This is a genomic window from Kosakonia cowanii JCM 10956 = DSM 18146, assembly GCF_001975225.1.
GTDB lineage: Bacteria > Pseudomonadota > Gammaproteobacteria > Enterobacterales > Enterobacteriaceae > Kosakonia > Kosakonia cowanii.
Genome location: NZ_CP019447.1, coordinates 35,278 through 49,070 on the forward strand (window position 1 = coordinate 35,278; position 13,793 = coordinate 49,070).

Consider the following 13,793-nt stretch of genomic DNA (forward strand, 5'->3'; position numbering starts at 1 on the left):
TGAAACTGCAATGCCTTAAAACAGATCGTTGAGCATCACGCCCACGCCGAAGCGGGTCTGATTGAAATTATAATCAATCAGCGATTCGCCATAGCCGCTGTAAACCTGAGTATAGAGGCGAACGTGTTTGGTCACCGGGTAGCTGAGGCCGATTTCTGCGCCGCCGTAGCCGGTATTCCAGTTGTACTGCCCTTTCGCGCTGAGGATCGCATCACCAATTTCGTAACCGATTTTCAGCTGGTAGTAACCCATATATTTGGTGATATCCGGGTTGTCGTCCGTGGAGCCTACGACATACCAGGGCTTCACTTCCACCATCCAGTTACCGTTTTGCGCCATCAAGCGGGTGTAAGCACGGTTCCAGCTGCGCGAGGTGGGATCGGAGCGGCCGTTGGAGTCATGGTTGAAACCAACCTCCACGTCACGCAGCGTCCAGCCAGCAAATCGGTAATCCGTGGCGAAACCGAGGAACAGCTGCGGTTCATAGTTGGTTTCACGGAAGGGAGAAGACTCGCCGCTGTTGGAGAGCTGCCACCAGGATTTTTGCGTATAGGAGCCGCCTAATACTGAGTTTGGCCCGAAAATGCCGCGCCAGAAGGGGAAGGCCAGGCTTATCTGGAACTTCACTTCATCTTTACGCGCGTTGTCAGCCCAGTTGTAGGAGCGGATCGCTTCCTTATTCAGATCGCTGGTATCGGTATAAAGCACATAGTTGGATTCATACGGATAGAGCGTGAACGGATTATCGTGGTCCTGCAACATATTGGCGATGATGCTACCGCGCACGACGGGCGCATCATGGACTTCTTTGATGGTTGCTTCTTGTGCGAGTGCCATAAACGGCAGTGCCAGCACTGCGAAAATATACCCCGGCCAGGTGCGCATCGGTTTAAGCTCCGAATTATTGTTGAGTTAGTTAATAGTCTTATCCGCACGTATTCTACATATTTCTTGCGTCACTGCTCGTCTATCGCTCTTAAAGTAGCAATCAACAAACATTGAGCATAAAATTAACACTCCATTAACTCATCGGATCAGATTGATATGTCAGCCGTTCTTACCGCCGATCAAGCCCTGCAAATGGTGGGCGAGATTTTTGTCTATCACATGCCTTACAACCGTGCGTTAGGCCTGGAGCTGGGGCGCTATGAAAAAGCGTTCGCAGAACTGCATTTCAATAACCAGCCGATGATGGTCGGTAACTGGGCGCAGAGCATTCTCCACGGTGGGGTGATTGCCTCCGCGCTGGATGTCGCCGCCGGGCTGGTGTGCGTCGGCAGCACCCTCACCCGCCATGAAACCATCAGCGAAGAGGAGCTTCGCCAGCGCCTGGCGCGCATGGGAACGATTGATCTGCGTGTCGATTATCTGCGTCCTGGCCGCGGTACGCGCTTTACCGCCAGCAGCAGTTTGCTGCGCGCGGGTAATAAGGTCGCCGTTGCACGCGTGGAACTGCATAACGAGGAGCAGGTGCATATCGCCAGCGCAACCGCTACCTATATGGTGGGGTGAGCAGGCCTGCGAAATCGGGTACCATGCGGTTACATTTTCGCAACGAGTCTTTCTGATGGATGCAAAGCAGACGCGGCTTGGCGTATTACTTGCGCTCGCCGCTTATTTTATCTGGGGCATCGCGCCCGCCTATTTCAAAGTGATTTGGTATGTTCCCGCCGATGAGATCCTGACTCACCGCGTTATTTGGTCCTTCTTTTTTATGCTGGCGCTGATAAGCGTAAGCCGCCAGTGGAAGAGCGTGAAAGCGCTGCTGCAAACGCCGAAAAAGATTTTGCTGCTGGCAGTCTCGGCGGTGCTGGTGGGCGGTAACTGGCTGCTGTTTATCTGGGCGGTCAACCATAACCATATGCTGGAAGCGAGCCTCGGCTACTTTATTAACCCGCTGGTGAATATCCTGCTGGGGATGCTTTTCCTGGGCGAGCGTTTCCGCCGCATGCAGTGGCTGGCGGTGATCCTTGCTGCGCTGGGCGTGCTGGTGCAGCTCTGGACCTTTGGCTCGCTGCCAGTGATTGCCCTCGGCCTCGCCTTTAGCTTCGCCTTCTACGGCCTGCTGCGAAAGAAAATCGCCGTTGAGGCGCAAACCGGCATGCTGATAGAGACCTTATGGTTACTGCCAGTGGCCGCCATCTGGCTGTTCGGCATTACCGATAGCCCGACCAGCCATATGTCGCAAAACAGCCTGTCGCTCAATCTGCTGCTGATCGCAGCGGGCGTGGTGACCACCGTGCCGCTGCTCTGCTTTACCGGGGCGGCAACGCGTCTGCGCCTCTCAACCCTCGGTTTCTTTCAGTACATCGGCCCGACGCTGATGTTCCTGCTGGCGGTGACCTTTTACGGTGAGCATCCCGGCGCGGATAAGATGGTGACCTTTGGCTTTATCTGGGTGGCACTGGCGATCTTCGTAATGGATGCCCTTTATACCCAGCGCGCGTTGCGTAAAACACGCTAATTCCGCTTAGGGAACAAATCAGGCGGGCGGAATTGCCGCCCGCTACCTACAAATATTCGTGGGTTATTCGATCGTCGCGTCGCATATTAATCTACTGAATGGTATGTTCGCCGCTTTATTATTACGCTATTCAGGACGACCCGGAAAAATGATCCGCAGGATTTTTTGGCCAACAGGCAAGGCATGCCTCGCGCGTAAGCCCTATTTCCTTACTTTTATGCTTCTGCATATTGTTTTTTTAATTGCCATGGTTAGCGTGGCGAAGCTTCCCATACTGCCACTGCTCTGCCTGCTGGTTTACACGTGGGTGAAGATCAATATCAATGCGCAGCGCTGCCGGGATAGTGGATTAAAGGGGCGTTATGTCGTCATTTTGTCGATCCTGGTTTATCTCATTTCGCCAGTGGTCTCCGCGGCAGGTTTCGTGCTGGATGATGAATATCTGCTGCTCGGCGCTCAGCTCTATATTTGGTTCGACGGCCTGGTATTTTTTATGTTTATGTTCGCGCCAACGGAAGTAAAAACAGCTAATTAGTTTAAAAGACAGGATTTTTCAGGAGAGGAAAATGAGTACTATCAACGACTATGACTACCAGAAAGATGAATCGCTGAGCGATACGTGGAAATATCGCTTCGCCTTTTTTGAAAAGAATGGTTACCCCGGATTCTGGCGTCCTACTCCGGCGTGGAAACAAGCGTTTAAGCAGATGAAATTTGGGGAGAAAGTAACTGTTAACCAAAACTTCTACGCATTCTTCTTCGGCTGTATTTATCTCTTTATCCTGGGCCTGTGGAAAAAAGCGCTGACCTCTATTGGGCTGAACATACTGGGATTATTAGTCGCCGCTCTTATAGGTTTCCCTTTCCTCTCCTTTATCGTACCCATGCTTATCATGATGCGAACGAATGTCTGGTATCACGAATATAAGGTTAAAGGCATCCAGACCTGGGGCCTGTAAAGAAAAAAGGTTCAGCGCAGGCTGAACCTTTTTTATCGCCTCAAAGCCAGTTGCGGCGTTTGAAGTAGAGGTAGGGAGCAAGGCCGGCGAGGATCATAAAGATAATCGCGCCGGGATAGCCGAAACTCCAGTGCAGCTCGGGCATAAACTCGAAGTTCATCCCATAGCTTGATGCCACCAGCGTTGGCGGCAGAAACACTACCGAAACGACCGAGAAGATCTTGATGATTCGGTTCTGCTCGATATTGATAAAACCCATCGCCGCCTGCATCAGGAAGTTCACCTTCTGGAACAGGGATTCGTTATGCGGCAGCAGCGATTCGATATCGCGCAGGATCTCGCGCGCCTGCTCAAGCTGGCCTGCCGGTAAACGCGCTTTGCGCACCAGGAAGTTCAGCGCGCGCTGGGTATCCATCAGACATAACCGCACTTTCCAGCCAATATCTTCCTGCTCAGCAAGCGTTGAGAGCGCGTCGTCATACTCATCGCCCTGCTGCCCTTCCATAATGACGCGGCTGAGCTTTTCCAGATCGCTGTAGATGTTTTCAATCTCATCCGCCAGCTGTTCAATTTTGGTTTCGAAGAGATCGAGCAGCAGCTCGTAGGCGTTGCCGTCAACCATCTCCTGGCTGCGGGCGCGCATACGGTAGAGACGAAACGCGGGCAGTTCGCGTTCGCGCAGGGTAAAGAGACGCCCTTCGCGAATGGTGAATGCTACGGTTGAGTTGCCTGCGTGATCCTCTGCATCTTCATAAAAGAAGAAGGAGTGGATGTGCAGACCGTCTTCGTCTTCGAAAAAACGCGCCGAGGCTTCGATGTCTTCCAGTTCAGGTCGCGTAGCCAGATTCTGGCCCAATTCCGTTTGCACGCGGGTACGTTCATCATCGTCCGGCTCGACCAAATCAACCCAAACCGAGCTGGCGAGGTGTTTGATTTCGTCAGCCTCAAGACGGCTTAAACGATTGTTTTCCAGTTGAAATGCGCTCAGCATGGCCGGGACTCCCAATGCAAAAAATATCGGACAGTTCGCAGGGCACACAAGAAACAATTGGGGTTTCAGACCATTAAACAGTCTGACTCAGCGCGACGGGGATAAAGCGGGTCGCCGACAACCACTAAGGCCATCAGCGTGAGGAGAAAGCCTTAGGAGTTGTTCCTGAAATCCAGGAAATTGAGCCAGCATCTACTGGGTGTGTCCAAGGCGAATGTCCTCTTAGCGTGATCGTGCGCGCATGTTACGCCAGCACTCAGGAGGCGTCAACACGCAACGAAACGCTAAAGAGCAATATTTGCCCTTCAGCGTATAAGGCTAGCAGAATATTACAAAATGATGATATTTTTCTGAAGGTTACACAGTTTCGAGCTTCGCATAGGCGGCGACTAACCACTTAATACCCTGCCCCTGGAACGCCACCTGCAAGCGGCTGTGCTCGCCGCTGCCTTCCATATTCACCACCGTGCCTTCGCCAAATTTGGCGTGGCGCACGCGCTGACCAAGCTTATAGCCCGTATCGCTCTGCGCCACCGGCGTGCCCATCCGCTGATGGCTGACCGGACGGCTGATGCTGGCGCGCAAACGTACCTCTTCAACGCACTCTTCCGGCAGCTCGCCGATAAAGCGCGAAGGACGGTGATAAACCTCTTTACCATACAGCCGACGCGTTTCCGCGTAGGTTAAGGTCAGTTTTTGCATCGCGCGCGTGACGCCGACATAGGCCAGACGGCGCTCCTCTTCCAGACGGCCGCCCTCGTCAAGGGACATCTGGCTCGGGAACATCCCCTCTTCCATGCCGACAATAAACACCTGCGGGAACTCAAGCCCCTTCGCCGAGTGCAAAGTCATCAACTGCACCGCGTCCTGCCAGGTGTCCGCCTGCCCTTCGCCCGCTTCCAGCGCCGCGTGAGAGAGGAACGCCTGCAGCGGCATTAAATCTTCATCTTCTTCGTTGTAGCTGAACTGTCGCGTTGCGGTGACCAGCTCCTCTAAGTTCTCAATTCGCGTCTGGCCTTTTTCGCCCTTCTCCTGCTCGTACATCGCGCGCAGGCCGGAATCGCTGATCACCCGGTCGGTCTGCACATGCAGCGGCATATCCGCCGTCTCCTGCGCCAGCGCGTCGATTAGCTCAAGAAAACGCTGCAACGCGCCCGCCGCACGGCCCGCCAGCGCTTTCTCTTGCAGCAGCTCGCGGGTCGCCTGCCACAGCGTCAGCTGGCGCTCGCGGGAGGTCTGGCGAACGACGTCTAAAGTGCGATCGCCAATGCCGCGCGTTGGCGTATTGACCACGCGCTCGTAAGCGGCATCATCGTTACGGTTAGCGATCAGGCGCAGATAAGCGAGCGCATCTTTAATCTCCTGACGTTCGAAGAAGCGCATGCCGCCATAGATGCGATAGGGCATGCTCGTCTGTAATAACGCCTCTTCCAGCACGCGCGACTGGGCGTTACTGCGATAGAGGATGGCGCACTGCGTCAGCTGGCCGCCGTTGTCCTGCCAGGCTTTGATGCGATTAACCACGAAACGCGCTTCATCCAGCTCGTTAAACGCGCAGTAAAGGGAGATCGGCTCGCCGGCGGTCCCTTCGGTCCACAGCTTTTTCCCCAGACGCCCGTTGTTGTTCTCAATCAGGGCGTTGGCGGCGCTCAGAATATTGCTGGTGGAGCGGTAGTTCTGCTCAAGGCGAATGGTTTGCGCGCCGGGAAAATCGGTGAGGAAGCGCTGGATGTTCTCCACCTGCGCGCCGCGCCAGCCGTAGATCGACTGGTCATCGTCGCCGACAATCATCACCTTGCCGGTATCGCCCGCCAGCAGGCGGATCCACGCGTACTGAATGTTGTTAGTATCCTGGAACTCATCCACCAGGATATTGGTAAAGCGTTCGCGATAGTGCTGCAGAATATGCGGTTTGTTCAGCCACAGCTCGTGGGCGCGCAGCAGCAGCTCAGCAAAATCGACCAGCCCGGCGCGATCGCACGCCTCCTGATAGGCCTGGTAGACCTTCTGCCAGGTCTGCTCCACCGGATTGCCGAAGCTTTGGATATGGTGCGGGCGAATGCCCTCATCTTTTTGACCGTTGATGTAGTACATCGCCTGGCGCGCTGGCCACTGCTTCTCATCAAGGTTCATCGCTTTGATCAGGCGCTTGAGCAGGCGTAGCTGATCTTCGCTATCGAGGATCTGGAAATCCTGCGGCAGCTTCGCGTCCATATGGTGCGCGCGCAGCAGGCGGTGCGCCAGCCCGTGGAAGGTGCCGACCCACATGCCGCCCTGGGTGGTGCCCATCAACTGGCCGATACGGTGGCGCATCTCCGCCGCCGCTTTGTTGGTAAAGGTGACCGCCATAATCGAGAAGGGCGAGCAGTTCTCTACGGTTATCAGCCATGCGATACGGTGCACCAGCACGCGCGTCTTGCCGCTTCCCGCTCCCGCCAGCACCAGCATATTGCTGCGTGTCGCCGCTACGGCGTCGCGCTGTTTGTCATTGAGGCTGTCGAGCAGATAAGAAACGTCCATAGGTACCGTCGCGTAGTCATCAGGAATTGAACAAAACGCCGGTGGCGCTTCGCGTACCAGAGTCCGGTTTGCGTGGGCGTATTCGCGCCGCGCCCGCCACCAAAACCCTGGTATTTTATACAGAACAATGGGTGATTATATCAGCGTAGTGAGGGATGCCAACCGCGAAATTTCCATATGCGGCAACAGGCGGCTGTCGCTGGCTTGCAGCAGATCTGCGCCCTCGGGTTTGATCCAGCAGGCCTGCATGCCGCAGCGGATCGCGCCCGCAACGTCGGTGGTGAGATCGTCGCCAACGTGCAAAATGTTGCCAATGGGCACGCCAAGACGCTCAGCGGCGCGATGATACATATCGCTGAAGGGTTTTGAGCGCCCGTCCGGCCCGGCACGCAGAACAAATTTGAAATAGTCGCCGAGCCCGAATAGCTCCGGCTGCGCATTACCGTTAGTGATCGCCACCAGCGGCCACTTTTCTGCCAGCTTCGCCAGCGTGTCGTGGGTCTCGTCCGGGACATCAATGCGGCTGCGCCAGTGCGCAAAGTTGGCCATGGCGGCTTCGGCACCGGCCGCGGCCTCTGCTGCCGTCAGCCCGGCATCGAGCATAGCGCGCTCAACGGCGCGTCGCCGCCACTCGGTGACATCGTGATAGATATCCGGCTCGGTTTCGCGCAGCGCCTGGCGCAGGCGTTTGAATTCGCTGTTCTCCAGCGTGCTGAGCGCCGGGTTGTAGCCCTGCAAAAAGGCCAGCGACTCCTGCTCTGTACGCTGGATCACCAGCCGGTTGTCATAAAGGGTGTCGTCCAGGTCGAAAGTGATCGCCGAGATCTCGCCTGGTGGGCGGTAAAAACGCATTATTTCCCCCGTTTTGCGCGCGGATGCGCCGCATCGTAGACCGAAGCAAGGTGTTGAAAATCAAGATGGGTATAGATCTGGGTGGTGGATAAATTGGCGTGGCCAAGCAGCTCCTGCACGCCGCGCAGATCGCCGCTCGACTCCAGCATATGGGTGGCAAAGGAGTGGCGCAGTTTATGCGGATGCACATGGCTGTTCAGCCCCTGCTTAATGCCCCATTCGGCAAACCGTTTCTGCACATTGCGCGCCGAGATGCGCTTGCCGAGCTTTGAGAGGAACAGCGCATCGTCCTGCGCGCCAAACAGTTCGCGCAGATCGAGCCAGTGCTCAACCCAGCTCACCGCATTGCGGCCTATCGGCACGCGACGCTCTTTGCTGCCCTTGCCGAGCACCCACACTTCGCCGCTCTCCAGATCGAGGTGTTTGATATCGAGATTGACCAGTTCCGACAGACGCAGGCCCGCGCCGTACATCACTTCCAGCATCGCGCGGTCGCGCACCGCCAGCGGATCGTTAATGTCGATCTCCAGCAGACGGTTTACATCATCGACATCGATATTTTTCGGCAGATGGCGCGCGGCTTTCGGCGCCGAGATCCCTTTCGCCGGGTTGGCGGGCAGCTCGCCCTGACTCACCAGCCAGTCGAAGAAGCTGCGCAGTGCCGAGAGCCGTAGCGCGAGACTCGCCGCGCCCAGCCCTTTGCGGCGGCTGCGGGTGGCAATCGAGCGCACCGTGGCAGCATCGCACTGTTGCCAGCTTTTGAGGCCGAGATCGTCCGCCATCGCCATAATGGCGTCCAGCTGGCGCTGATAGTTACGCAGGGTGATCGGGCTGAGCTGGCGCTCAACGCCGAGGTAACGCAAAAAGCGGGTAACGAGCGGAAAGAGCGGCGGAGCGGTCATGCGCGCGCGATCCAGCGCTCAAGCAGATCCGGCAGCATCTGCGCGATCTCCTCCAGCAGCTGGGTACCCTGACCATGTTGATAATGGTGCGGATCGCGGCTGCTGAACAGCACCACGCCGAGCGAGCCATCTTGCCCCATCAGCGACATCGCCACTGATCCGATGGCTTTCGCCTCCGGCAACAGCAGCAACAGCTCCGGCCCGTTGAGCGATCCCAGATAGTGATGCTGGTGGCCAAGGCGCTGAATGCGCAGTGGCTCAAACGCCTGACGCGAGAGGGAGAGATGGGTGTAGCGCGACGGCGCGCCGAGACGCCAGCGATCCGGAAAGAGGCGCACCGTGGCGCCCGCCAGCCCTAAATCACGCGCCCAGCGGTGCAGGCGGCTCAGCATCTCATCCAGGCTTGGCGCGGAAGCCAGCCGGCTTTGCAGGCGCAGCAGGCGATAAAAGAGCCCTTCATTGGCGCTCGCCTGCTCCATCAGCAGCGTCATGTTCTCTTCCAGCGCGTTGATGTGGTTGCGCGAGCGCGCCATATGCCACTCCACCAGAGAAACCGTGTCGCGCACCGCATGCGGCACGCGCATCTGTTCTACCAGCCGCGCGTTACGGATAAAGAAGTCAGGATGGCGCACCAAATAGTCGGCAACGGTCTGATCTTCCAGCTCCGTCAGCGTCTCCTGCAATTCTTCCCCTGGTTGCTTCATAGATGAATAAACCCGTCATAGACATGTGCCGCCGGGCCAGTCATGTACAGCGGTTGGCCCGGGCCTTTCCAGGCGATATCAAGTCGACCGCCCGGTAACTCCACACGAACGCTTTCCGCCAGCAAGCCTTGCTGAATGCCGACGGCAACGGCTGCGCAGGCACCGCTTCCGCACGCCTGCGTTTCACCTGCGCCGCGCTCGAAAACGCGCAGGCGGATATGATCGGTTTTGACGACCTGCATAAAGCCGATATTGGCGCGTTCAGGAAAGCGCTCATGGCTCTCCAGCACCGGTCCCAGCGTCTCTACCGGCGCGTTTTCCACGCTATCGACCTGGATAACACAGTGCGGGTTGCCCATCGATACGACGCCGCAGAGCACGGTTTGTTCCGCCGCGCGCATAATATAGGTCTTCTCCGCTTTGTTCGCGCGAAACGGCACCTGCGACGGTTCGAAGTTCGGTTCGCCCATATTGACGCGCACCAGCTCATCTTCCGTTACGCTCAATACCATACGCCCGTTCGCCGTACTGACGCGAATGTCACGTTTATTGGTCAAACCTTTCAGGCGCACAAAACGGGCGAAACAGCGCGCGCCGTTGCCGCACTGCGACACTTCGCTGCCGTCAGCGTTAAAAATACGGTAGTGAAAATCGAGTTCTGGATCGTAAGGAGGCTCAACCACCAGCAGCTGATCGAAGCCTACGCCAAGATGGCGATCCGCCAGACGACGGATCAACTCCGGGGAGAAAAAGAGATTCTGCGTCACCGCGTCGACGACCATAAAATCGTTGCCAAGGCCATGCATCTTTGAGAACTGCATTATCTACTCCATTTACGCGGGTACAGAGCGGTAACGTCAATAATTCACCTGGGTCGGCGAGCCGGTATCGCCCCGATCGTTACTATTTGGAATAGTAGGCTGGATCGTGCTCTCCTGCGTTTTGGTTGGCGGCGGCGCGGTTTTATCGGCCGGAGGGAAGTAGAGCGGCCCTTTCAGACCACAGCCCGTCAGGCTGAACAGAGTCAGCACTACGGCCAGCGTGCGAAACAGATCTTTCATTATCGTTGCCTGTGAGTTCATTCTTACTGCGCTCTATCATCGCAGGAGAAGACACAAAAGCAAGAGTTTGCACGTTTAGGGCAACGGGAAATGTTTCGCGTTATACTGCGGCCATCATAAAAAACAGGAAAGCAGAATGAACGATTCAGAATTTCATCGCCTCGCCGACGGCCTGTGGCTCACCATCGAAGAACGCCTGGATGAGTGGGACGGCGATAGCGATATCGACTGTGAGATCAATGGCGGCGTATTAACCCTCAGCTTTGAAAACGGCAGTAAAATCATCATTAACCGTCAGGAGCCGCTGCACCAGGTGTGGCTGGCGACAAAACAGGGCGGTTACCATTTCAATCTCAAAGGGGATGAGTGGGTCTGCGATCGCAGCGGCGAAACCTTCTGGGATCTGCTGGAGCAGGCGGCAAGCCAGCAAGCAGGCGAAAGCGTCACTTTCCGCTAAGACGCGCTGCCCGGGAGACCGGGCAGCAATATCAGGAGAAATACTGCTGCAACAGCGGTGCGGCGTTATCCTGATTGGCCGGCGATGCGGTGCTGATCGCCTGGTTGCGGAACGGGATCACCTGCGCGCGCCCTTCAACATTCACAATCTGGTAGAACTGCGGCAGGTTAAAGTTTATAAAGCTTGAGCCGTAGGTAAAACGATCGTGGGATGAGGAGAAGAAGCGGCTTACGTCGCGCACCAGCTCCTCTTTGCTGCCTTCACAGTGGTGATACACTTCGGCGCGGTTGCTCTCATCCAGAATATAGATGTTAAAGCCCTCTTCCCCCGCCTCTTCAAAGAAGAACTGAATAATCCCTTCGCTGGCAAAACCATCTACCACCGCCGGTAATTCGACGTGGTTGGTCTCCACCTGCACCGACAAACCATGCAGCTTGTTGTGGGAAATGGCACCGTAAAACTCGATAGCGTTTTCCAGCTTCTGCACCGAAACGTTCACGCGCTCGAAGAACAGGCCCCAGGTTTGCCCCGCCACGCGCAGCGCTTTAAAGCGCCCGGTTTCGTGACGCGTCGTCGAGAGGCGCAGTTCAATACATTCAGAGACCAGCTGCTGCACGCGGGTGCGGATCAGGCCACGCAGATGCTGGCTGTAACAGAAGACTTCGACGCTGTCCGGCGGCGCGGCATCCTGGTGCATTTTCCCGAGAATGGTTTTCAAAGCTTCAATCATCGCCTGCTCGCCGTTGAAGTGCAGGGTACGCACTTCGTTCCACGAGTTGCGATAGAGCAGATCGACACTGCCAACGAGGCAGTTTTGCTGCTCGCCGAAGCTGAAGACATCAAGCTTACGGAAATCAAAGTGCACCACCTGGTTACGGAACGCCGCTGTCGGGTCGTACTCCAGGTTGACGATAATCGCCAGATGGCGGATTTCGCACGGGCTATAGAGCGCTTTCGGCGTTGGCGCAGGCAGGCGCAGCGGGAAGTGGTGCGAGACATCAGCAACCATCTCCTGCAGCTTCGGCAGATCGACAATGCCATTGCCCTTAATAAACAGGCGCGTGCGCGACGTCAGCAGGCCATTGAACCACGCCCAGGCGACCAGCTTATTCAGGTAGCGGTTATACTCCAGCGGCTGATGGCTGACGATGGAGTCCATGTTCGGCGCGCGGTTGTAGAGATACCAACCGGTACGGTTGGCGCGGCCCGGCGGCACATGAATAAAGGTTAAATTCGGTTCGGAGAGATCCGGTGAAATCTGCGGGTTCACCAGCGTCACTTTGCCCGGCAGCGCTTCAAACGCCGCGTAGAGTTTACGGGTTAAGACCCCGATATCCTGCGGGCTGGCGGAGACGCTCAGGTTATTACGGCGGGCAAAGCGGATCAGGTTACGGTAGCTCTGCATCATCGCATCAAGCAGCTCATTGTGCGCTTCGCGCACCTGATCGATTTTCCAGTTGGCGCGGTTATCGAGCATTGCGAGGCGCGCTTCGTCCCAGCCCCACTCTTTCACTAACTGCGTGATCACTTCGCGACGCCAGCCGACGCAGGCGCGTTCGCGGCTCAGTTTTTCACACACTTTTAAGTAGAAACATCGACGCACCAGGTCAAGACGCGTCGGATCCTCAATCGCTTCCAGATAGTGCGTGACGCGCTCAAGCATCATGCAGTAGTGATCGAGACCGAAAGAGACGATCTCGCCGTCGTGCAGGCGCTGTTTGATATCTTTCGCCAGCAGGCGGGTATTCGGATATTCCCAGGAGTAGGCTTCGAGCAGCAGGGTTTTCAGCACCGCTTTATAAGGCGAGTCGATGCTCTTATAGAGCTGCCACAGGCTGGCACCAAAATACTCTTCCGCCGAGAGCGAGCTTAAGCCGCCCAGATCGAGCCACTCGTTCGGGGTCAGCACGCCCTGCGCGTAGAGCGTCATGACGTAATCGTCGTAATTCTCCTCTTCGTCGCCAGGCACCATATTCCACAGAATACGTTTACCTGCCAGACGCACGGCGGTGCGGTAGAACTCATCGAGCAGTAAAATGTGCTGCGTTGAGCCGCAATCTTCGCCGCCGAGGCTGCCGCTTTCATTATGGCGGAAGCGGTTCTCATCAATCAGGAAGAAGCTCACTTCCACGCCAAGGGAGGCGGCCCAGCTCTCCAGCAGGCTGCATTTACGCTGTAACAGCTGGCGCTCGTCGTTATCGAGCCAGGATTGGTGGCAGACCCAGATATCAAGATCGGAAGAGCAGCTCTGCCCAACCGAAGAGGTGCTGCCCATGGAGTAGACGCCGGTGATCGGCAGCTCGCCGGTCGGCGCATCCTGCGCAGGCAGGCCACGGTTCAGCTCAAGTTCGTTCAGGTAGTGGAGTTGGTTTTCATCAGGCGTGTAGAGGCAAATGCCATTGGGAACGTTACCGTCAAGGTAGCCAGGCATCAGCGGATGGTGATAGTGCAGTAATGTCGGCAGCAGACTGTAAACCTGCTGAAAAGCAGGGCCCATGGCAGCAAGCGCGCGATCCACACGCAGTTGATTAATGGCATCCAGTCGCTGTTTCAGCGTCTCAATATAGAGGTACAAGACATATCGCCTGATGTTTTACACACACACCTTCATGCTGATGTTTTGTAGGCCGCAGCTTGAAAAGGGGTGCGTAGACAGAAAATCCAAAAGTAGCCGTTGCCCTTTTTTCGTCGTTATCGTTATGGGAGGACAGACGAAAAAATGGTCTAAAACGTGATCAATCTAACACCTTGCTCATTGACCGTAAAGAAAGATGCGCTACAAACCAGTTTAGCATTAAACGCACTCTGTAAATTCCGAATTACATCCCGCGCTGCGCCTGTTGCGCGGCGCGAGACCCGCAATCGACCGTGAACACTGACACC

The 13,793-nt window shown here is 56.3% G+C and carries 15 protein-coding genes; 5 read left to right on the forward strand and 10 right to left on the reverse strand.

Features of this window, described 5'->3' with window-relative positions; all coding sequences use genetic code 11:
* Positions 1-15: 15 nt before the first annotated feature.
* A complete protein-coding gene (pldA, locus tag BWI95_RS22730) occupies positions 16-885 on the reverse strand; it encodes a phospholipase A (protein WP_054803673.1) in 870 nt (289 codons plus the stop codon).
* 159 nt (positions 886-1,044) lie between these two features.
* Between pldA and yigI the strand changes: the two genes are divergently transcribed.
* The 4 genes from yigI (at position 1,045) to BWI95_RS22750 (ending at position 3,423) form a co-directional block, all read left to right on the forward strand.
* Entirely contained in the window at positions 1,045-1,512 is a 468-nt protein-coding gene (gene yigI / locus BWI95_RS22735) for an acyl-CoA thioesterase YigI (RefSeq protein ID WP_023479602.1), read from the forward strand.
* Positions 1,513-1,567: 55 nt separating this feature from the next.
* Positions 1,568-2,464 (forward strand): EamA family transporter RarD, encoded by an 897-nt coding sequence (gene rarD / locus BWI95_RS22740; RefSeq protein WP_023479586.1) that lies wholly within the window; start codon positions 1,568-1,570, stop codon positions 2,462-2,464.
* A 148-nt stretch (positions 2,465-2,612) separates the two neighbouring features.
* On the forward strand, positions 2,613-2,999 hold the full coding sequence (locus tag BWI95_RS22745; RefSeq protein WP_076770420.1) for a hypothetical protein: 387 nt from the start codon (positions 2,613-2,615) through the stop codon (positions 2,997-2,999).
* A 31-nt stretch (positions 3,000-3,030) separates the two neighbouring features.
* Positions 3,031-3,423: a DUF2628 domain-containing protein gene (locus BWI95_RS22750; RefSeq protein ID WP_076770421.1), complete on the forward strand. Its 393-nt coding sequence runs from the start codon at positions 3,031-3,033 to the stop codon at positions 3,421-3,423.
* 40 nt (positions 3,424-3,463) lie between these two features.
* Here the strand turns inward: BWI95_RS22750 and corA are convergent, their stop codons facing one another.
* The 8 genes from corA to lptM all read right to left on the reverse strand — a co-directional run bounded on the left by corA (position 3,464) and on the right by lptM (position 10,453).
* On the reverse strand, positions 3,464-4,414 hold the full coding sequence (gene corA, locus BWI95_RS22755) for a magnesium/cobalt transporter CorA (protein WP_076770422.1): 951 nt from the start codon (positions 4,412-4,414) through the stop codon (positions 3,464-3,466).
* 152 nt (positions 4,415-4,566) lie between these two features.
* Positions 4,567-4,623 carry a YsgD/CorL family protein gene (gene ysgD, locus BWI95_RS24095; protein ID WP_353656052.1) on the reverse strand — a complete coding sequence of 19 codons (57 nt, stop codon included), beginning with the start codon at positions 4,621-4,623 and terminating at the stop codon, positions 4,567-4,569.
* A gap of 148 nt (positions 4,624-4,771) precedes the next feature.
* Complete coding sequence (uvrD, locus tag BWI95_RS22760; protein ID WP_042714303.1) at positions 4,772-6,934, reverse strand: DNA helicase II; 2,163 nt, start codon at positions 6,932-6,934, stop codon at positions 4,772-4,774.
* Positions 6,935-7,069: 135 nt separating this feature from the next.
* The gene (gene yigB / locus BWI95_RS22765) at positions 7,070-7,786 is read right to left on the reverse strand and encodes a 5-amino-6-(5-phospho-D-ribitylamino)uracil phosphatase YigB (protein ID WP_054803674.1); all 717 of its coding nucleotides are present in this window, start codon (positions 7,784-7,786) and stop codon (positions 7,070-7,072) included.
* The gene (gene xerC / locus BWI95_RS22770) at positions 7,786-8,688 is read right to left on the reverse strand and encodes a tyrosine recombinase XerC (RefSeq protein WP_054803675.1); all 903 of its coding nucleotides are present in this window, start codon (positions 8,686-8,688) and stop codon (positions 7,786-7,788) included. The genes yigB and xerC overlap by 1 nt, the downstream gene beginning before the upstream one ends.
* Complete coding sequence (locus tag BWI95_RS22775) at positions 8,685-9,392, reverse strand: DUF484 domain-containing protein (RefSeq protein WP_076770423.1); 708 nt, start codon at positions 9,390-9,392, stop codon at positions 8,685-8,687. The genes xerC and BWI95_RS22775 overlap by 4 nt, the downstream gene beginning before the upstream one ends.
* Positions 9,389-10,213: a diaminopimelate epimerase gene (dapF, locus tag BWI95_RS22780; RefSeq protein WP_023479551.1), complete on the reverse strand. Its 825-nt coding sequence runs from the start codon at positions 10,211-10,213 to the stop codon at positions 9,389-9,391. Before dapF ends, BWI95_RS22775 begins: the two co-directional genes overlap by 4 nt.
* A gap of 36 nt (positions 10,214-10,249) precedes the next feature.
* Entirely contained in the window at positions 10,250-10,453 is a 204-nt protein-coding gene (gene lptM, locus BWI95_RS22785) for an LPS translocon maturation chaperone LptM (RefSeq protein WP_042714296.1), read from the reverse strand.
* 136 nt (positions 10,454-10,589) lie between these two features.
* On the opposite strand from lptM, the gene cyaY reads away from it, so the two are divergent.
* The gene (gene cyaY / locus BWI95_RS22790; RefSeq protein WP_023479612.1) at positions 10,590-10,910 is read left to right on the forward strand and encodes an iron donor protein CyaY; all 321 of its coding nucleotides are present in this window, start codon (positions 10,590-10,592) and stop codon (positions 10,908-10,910) included.
* A 31-nt stretch (positions 10,911-10,941) separates the two neighbouring features.
* Here cyaY and cyaA read toward each other — a convergent pair whose 3' ends face one another.
* Positions 10,942-13,485, reverse strand: a complete 2,544-nt coding sequence (gene cyaA, locus BWI95_RS22795) for a class I adenylate cyclase (protein WP_023479540.1) — start codon at positions 13,483-13,485, stop codon at positions 10,942-10,944.
* Positions 13,486-13,793 lie beyond the last annotated feature (308 nt).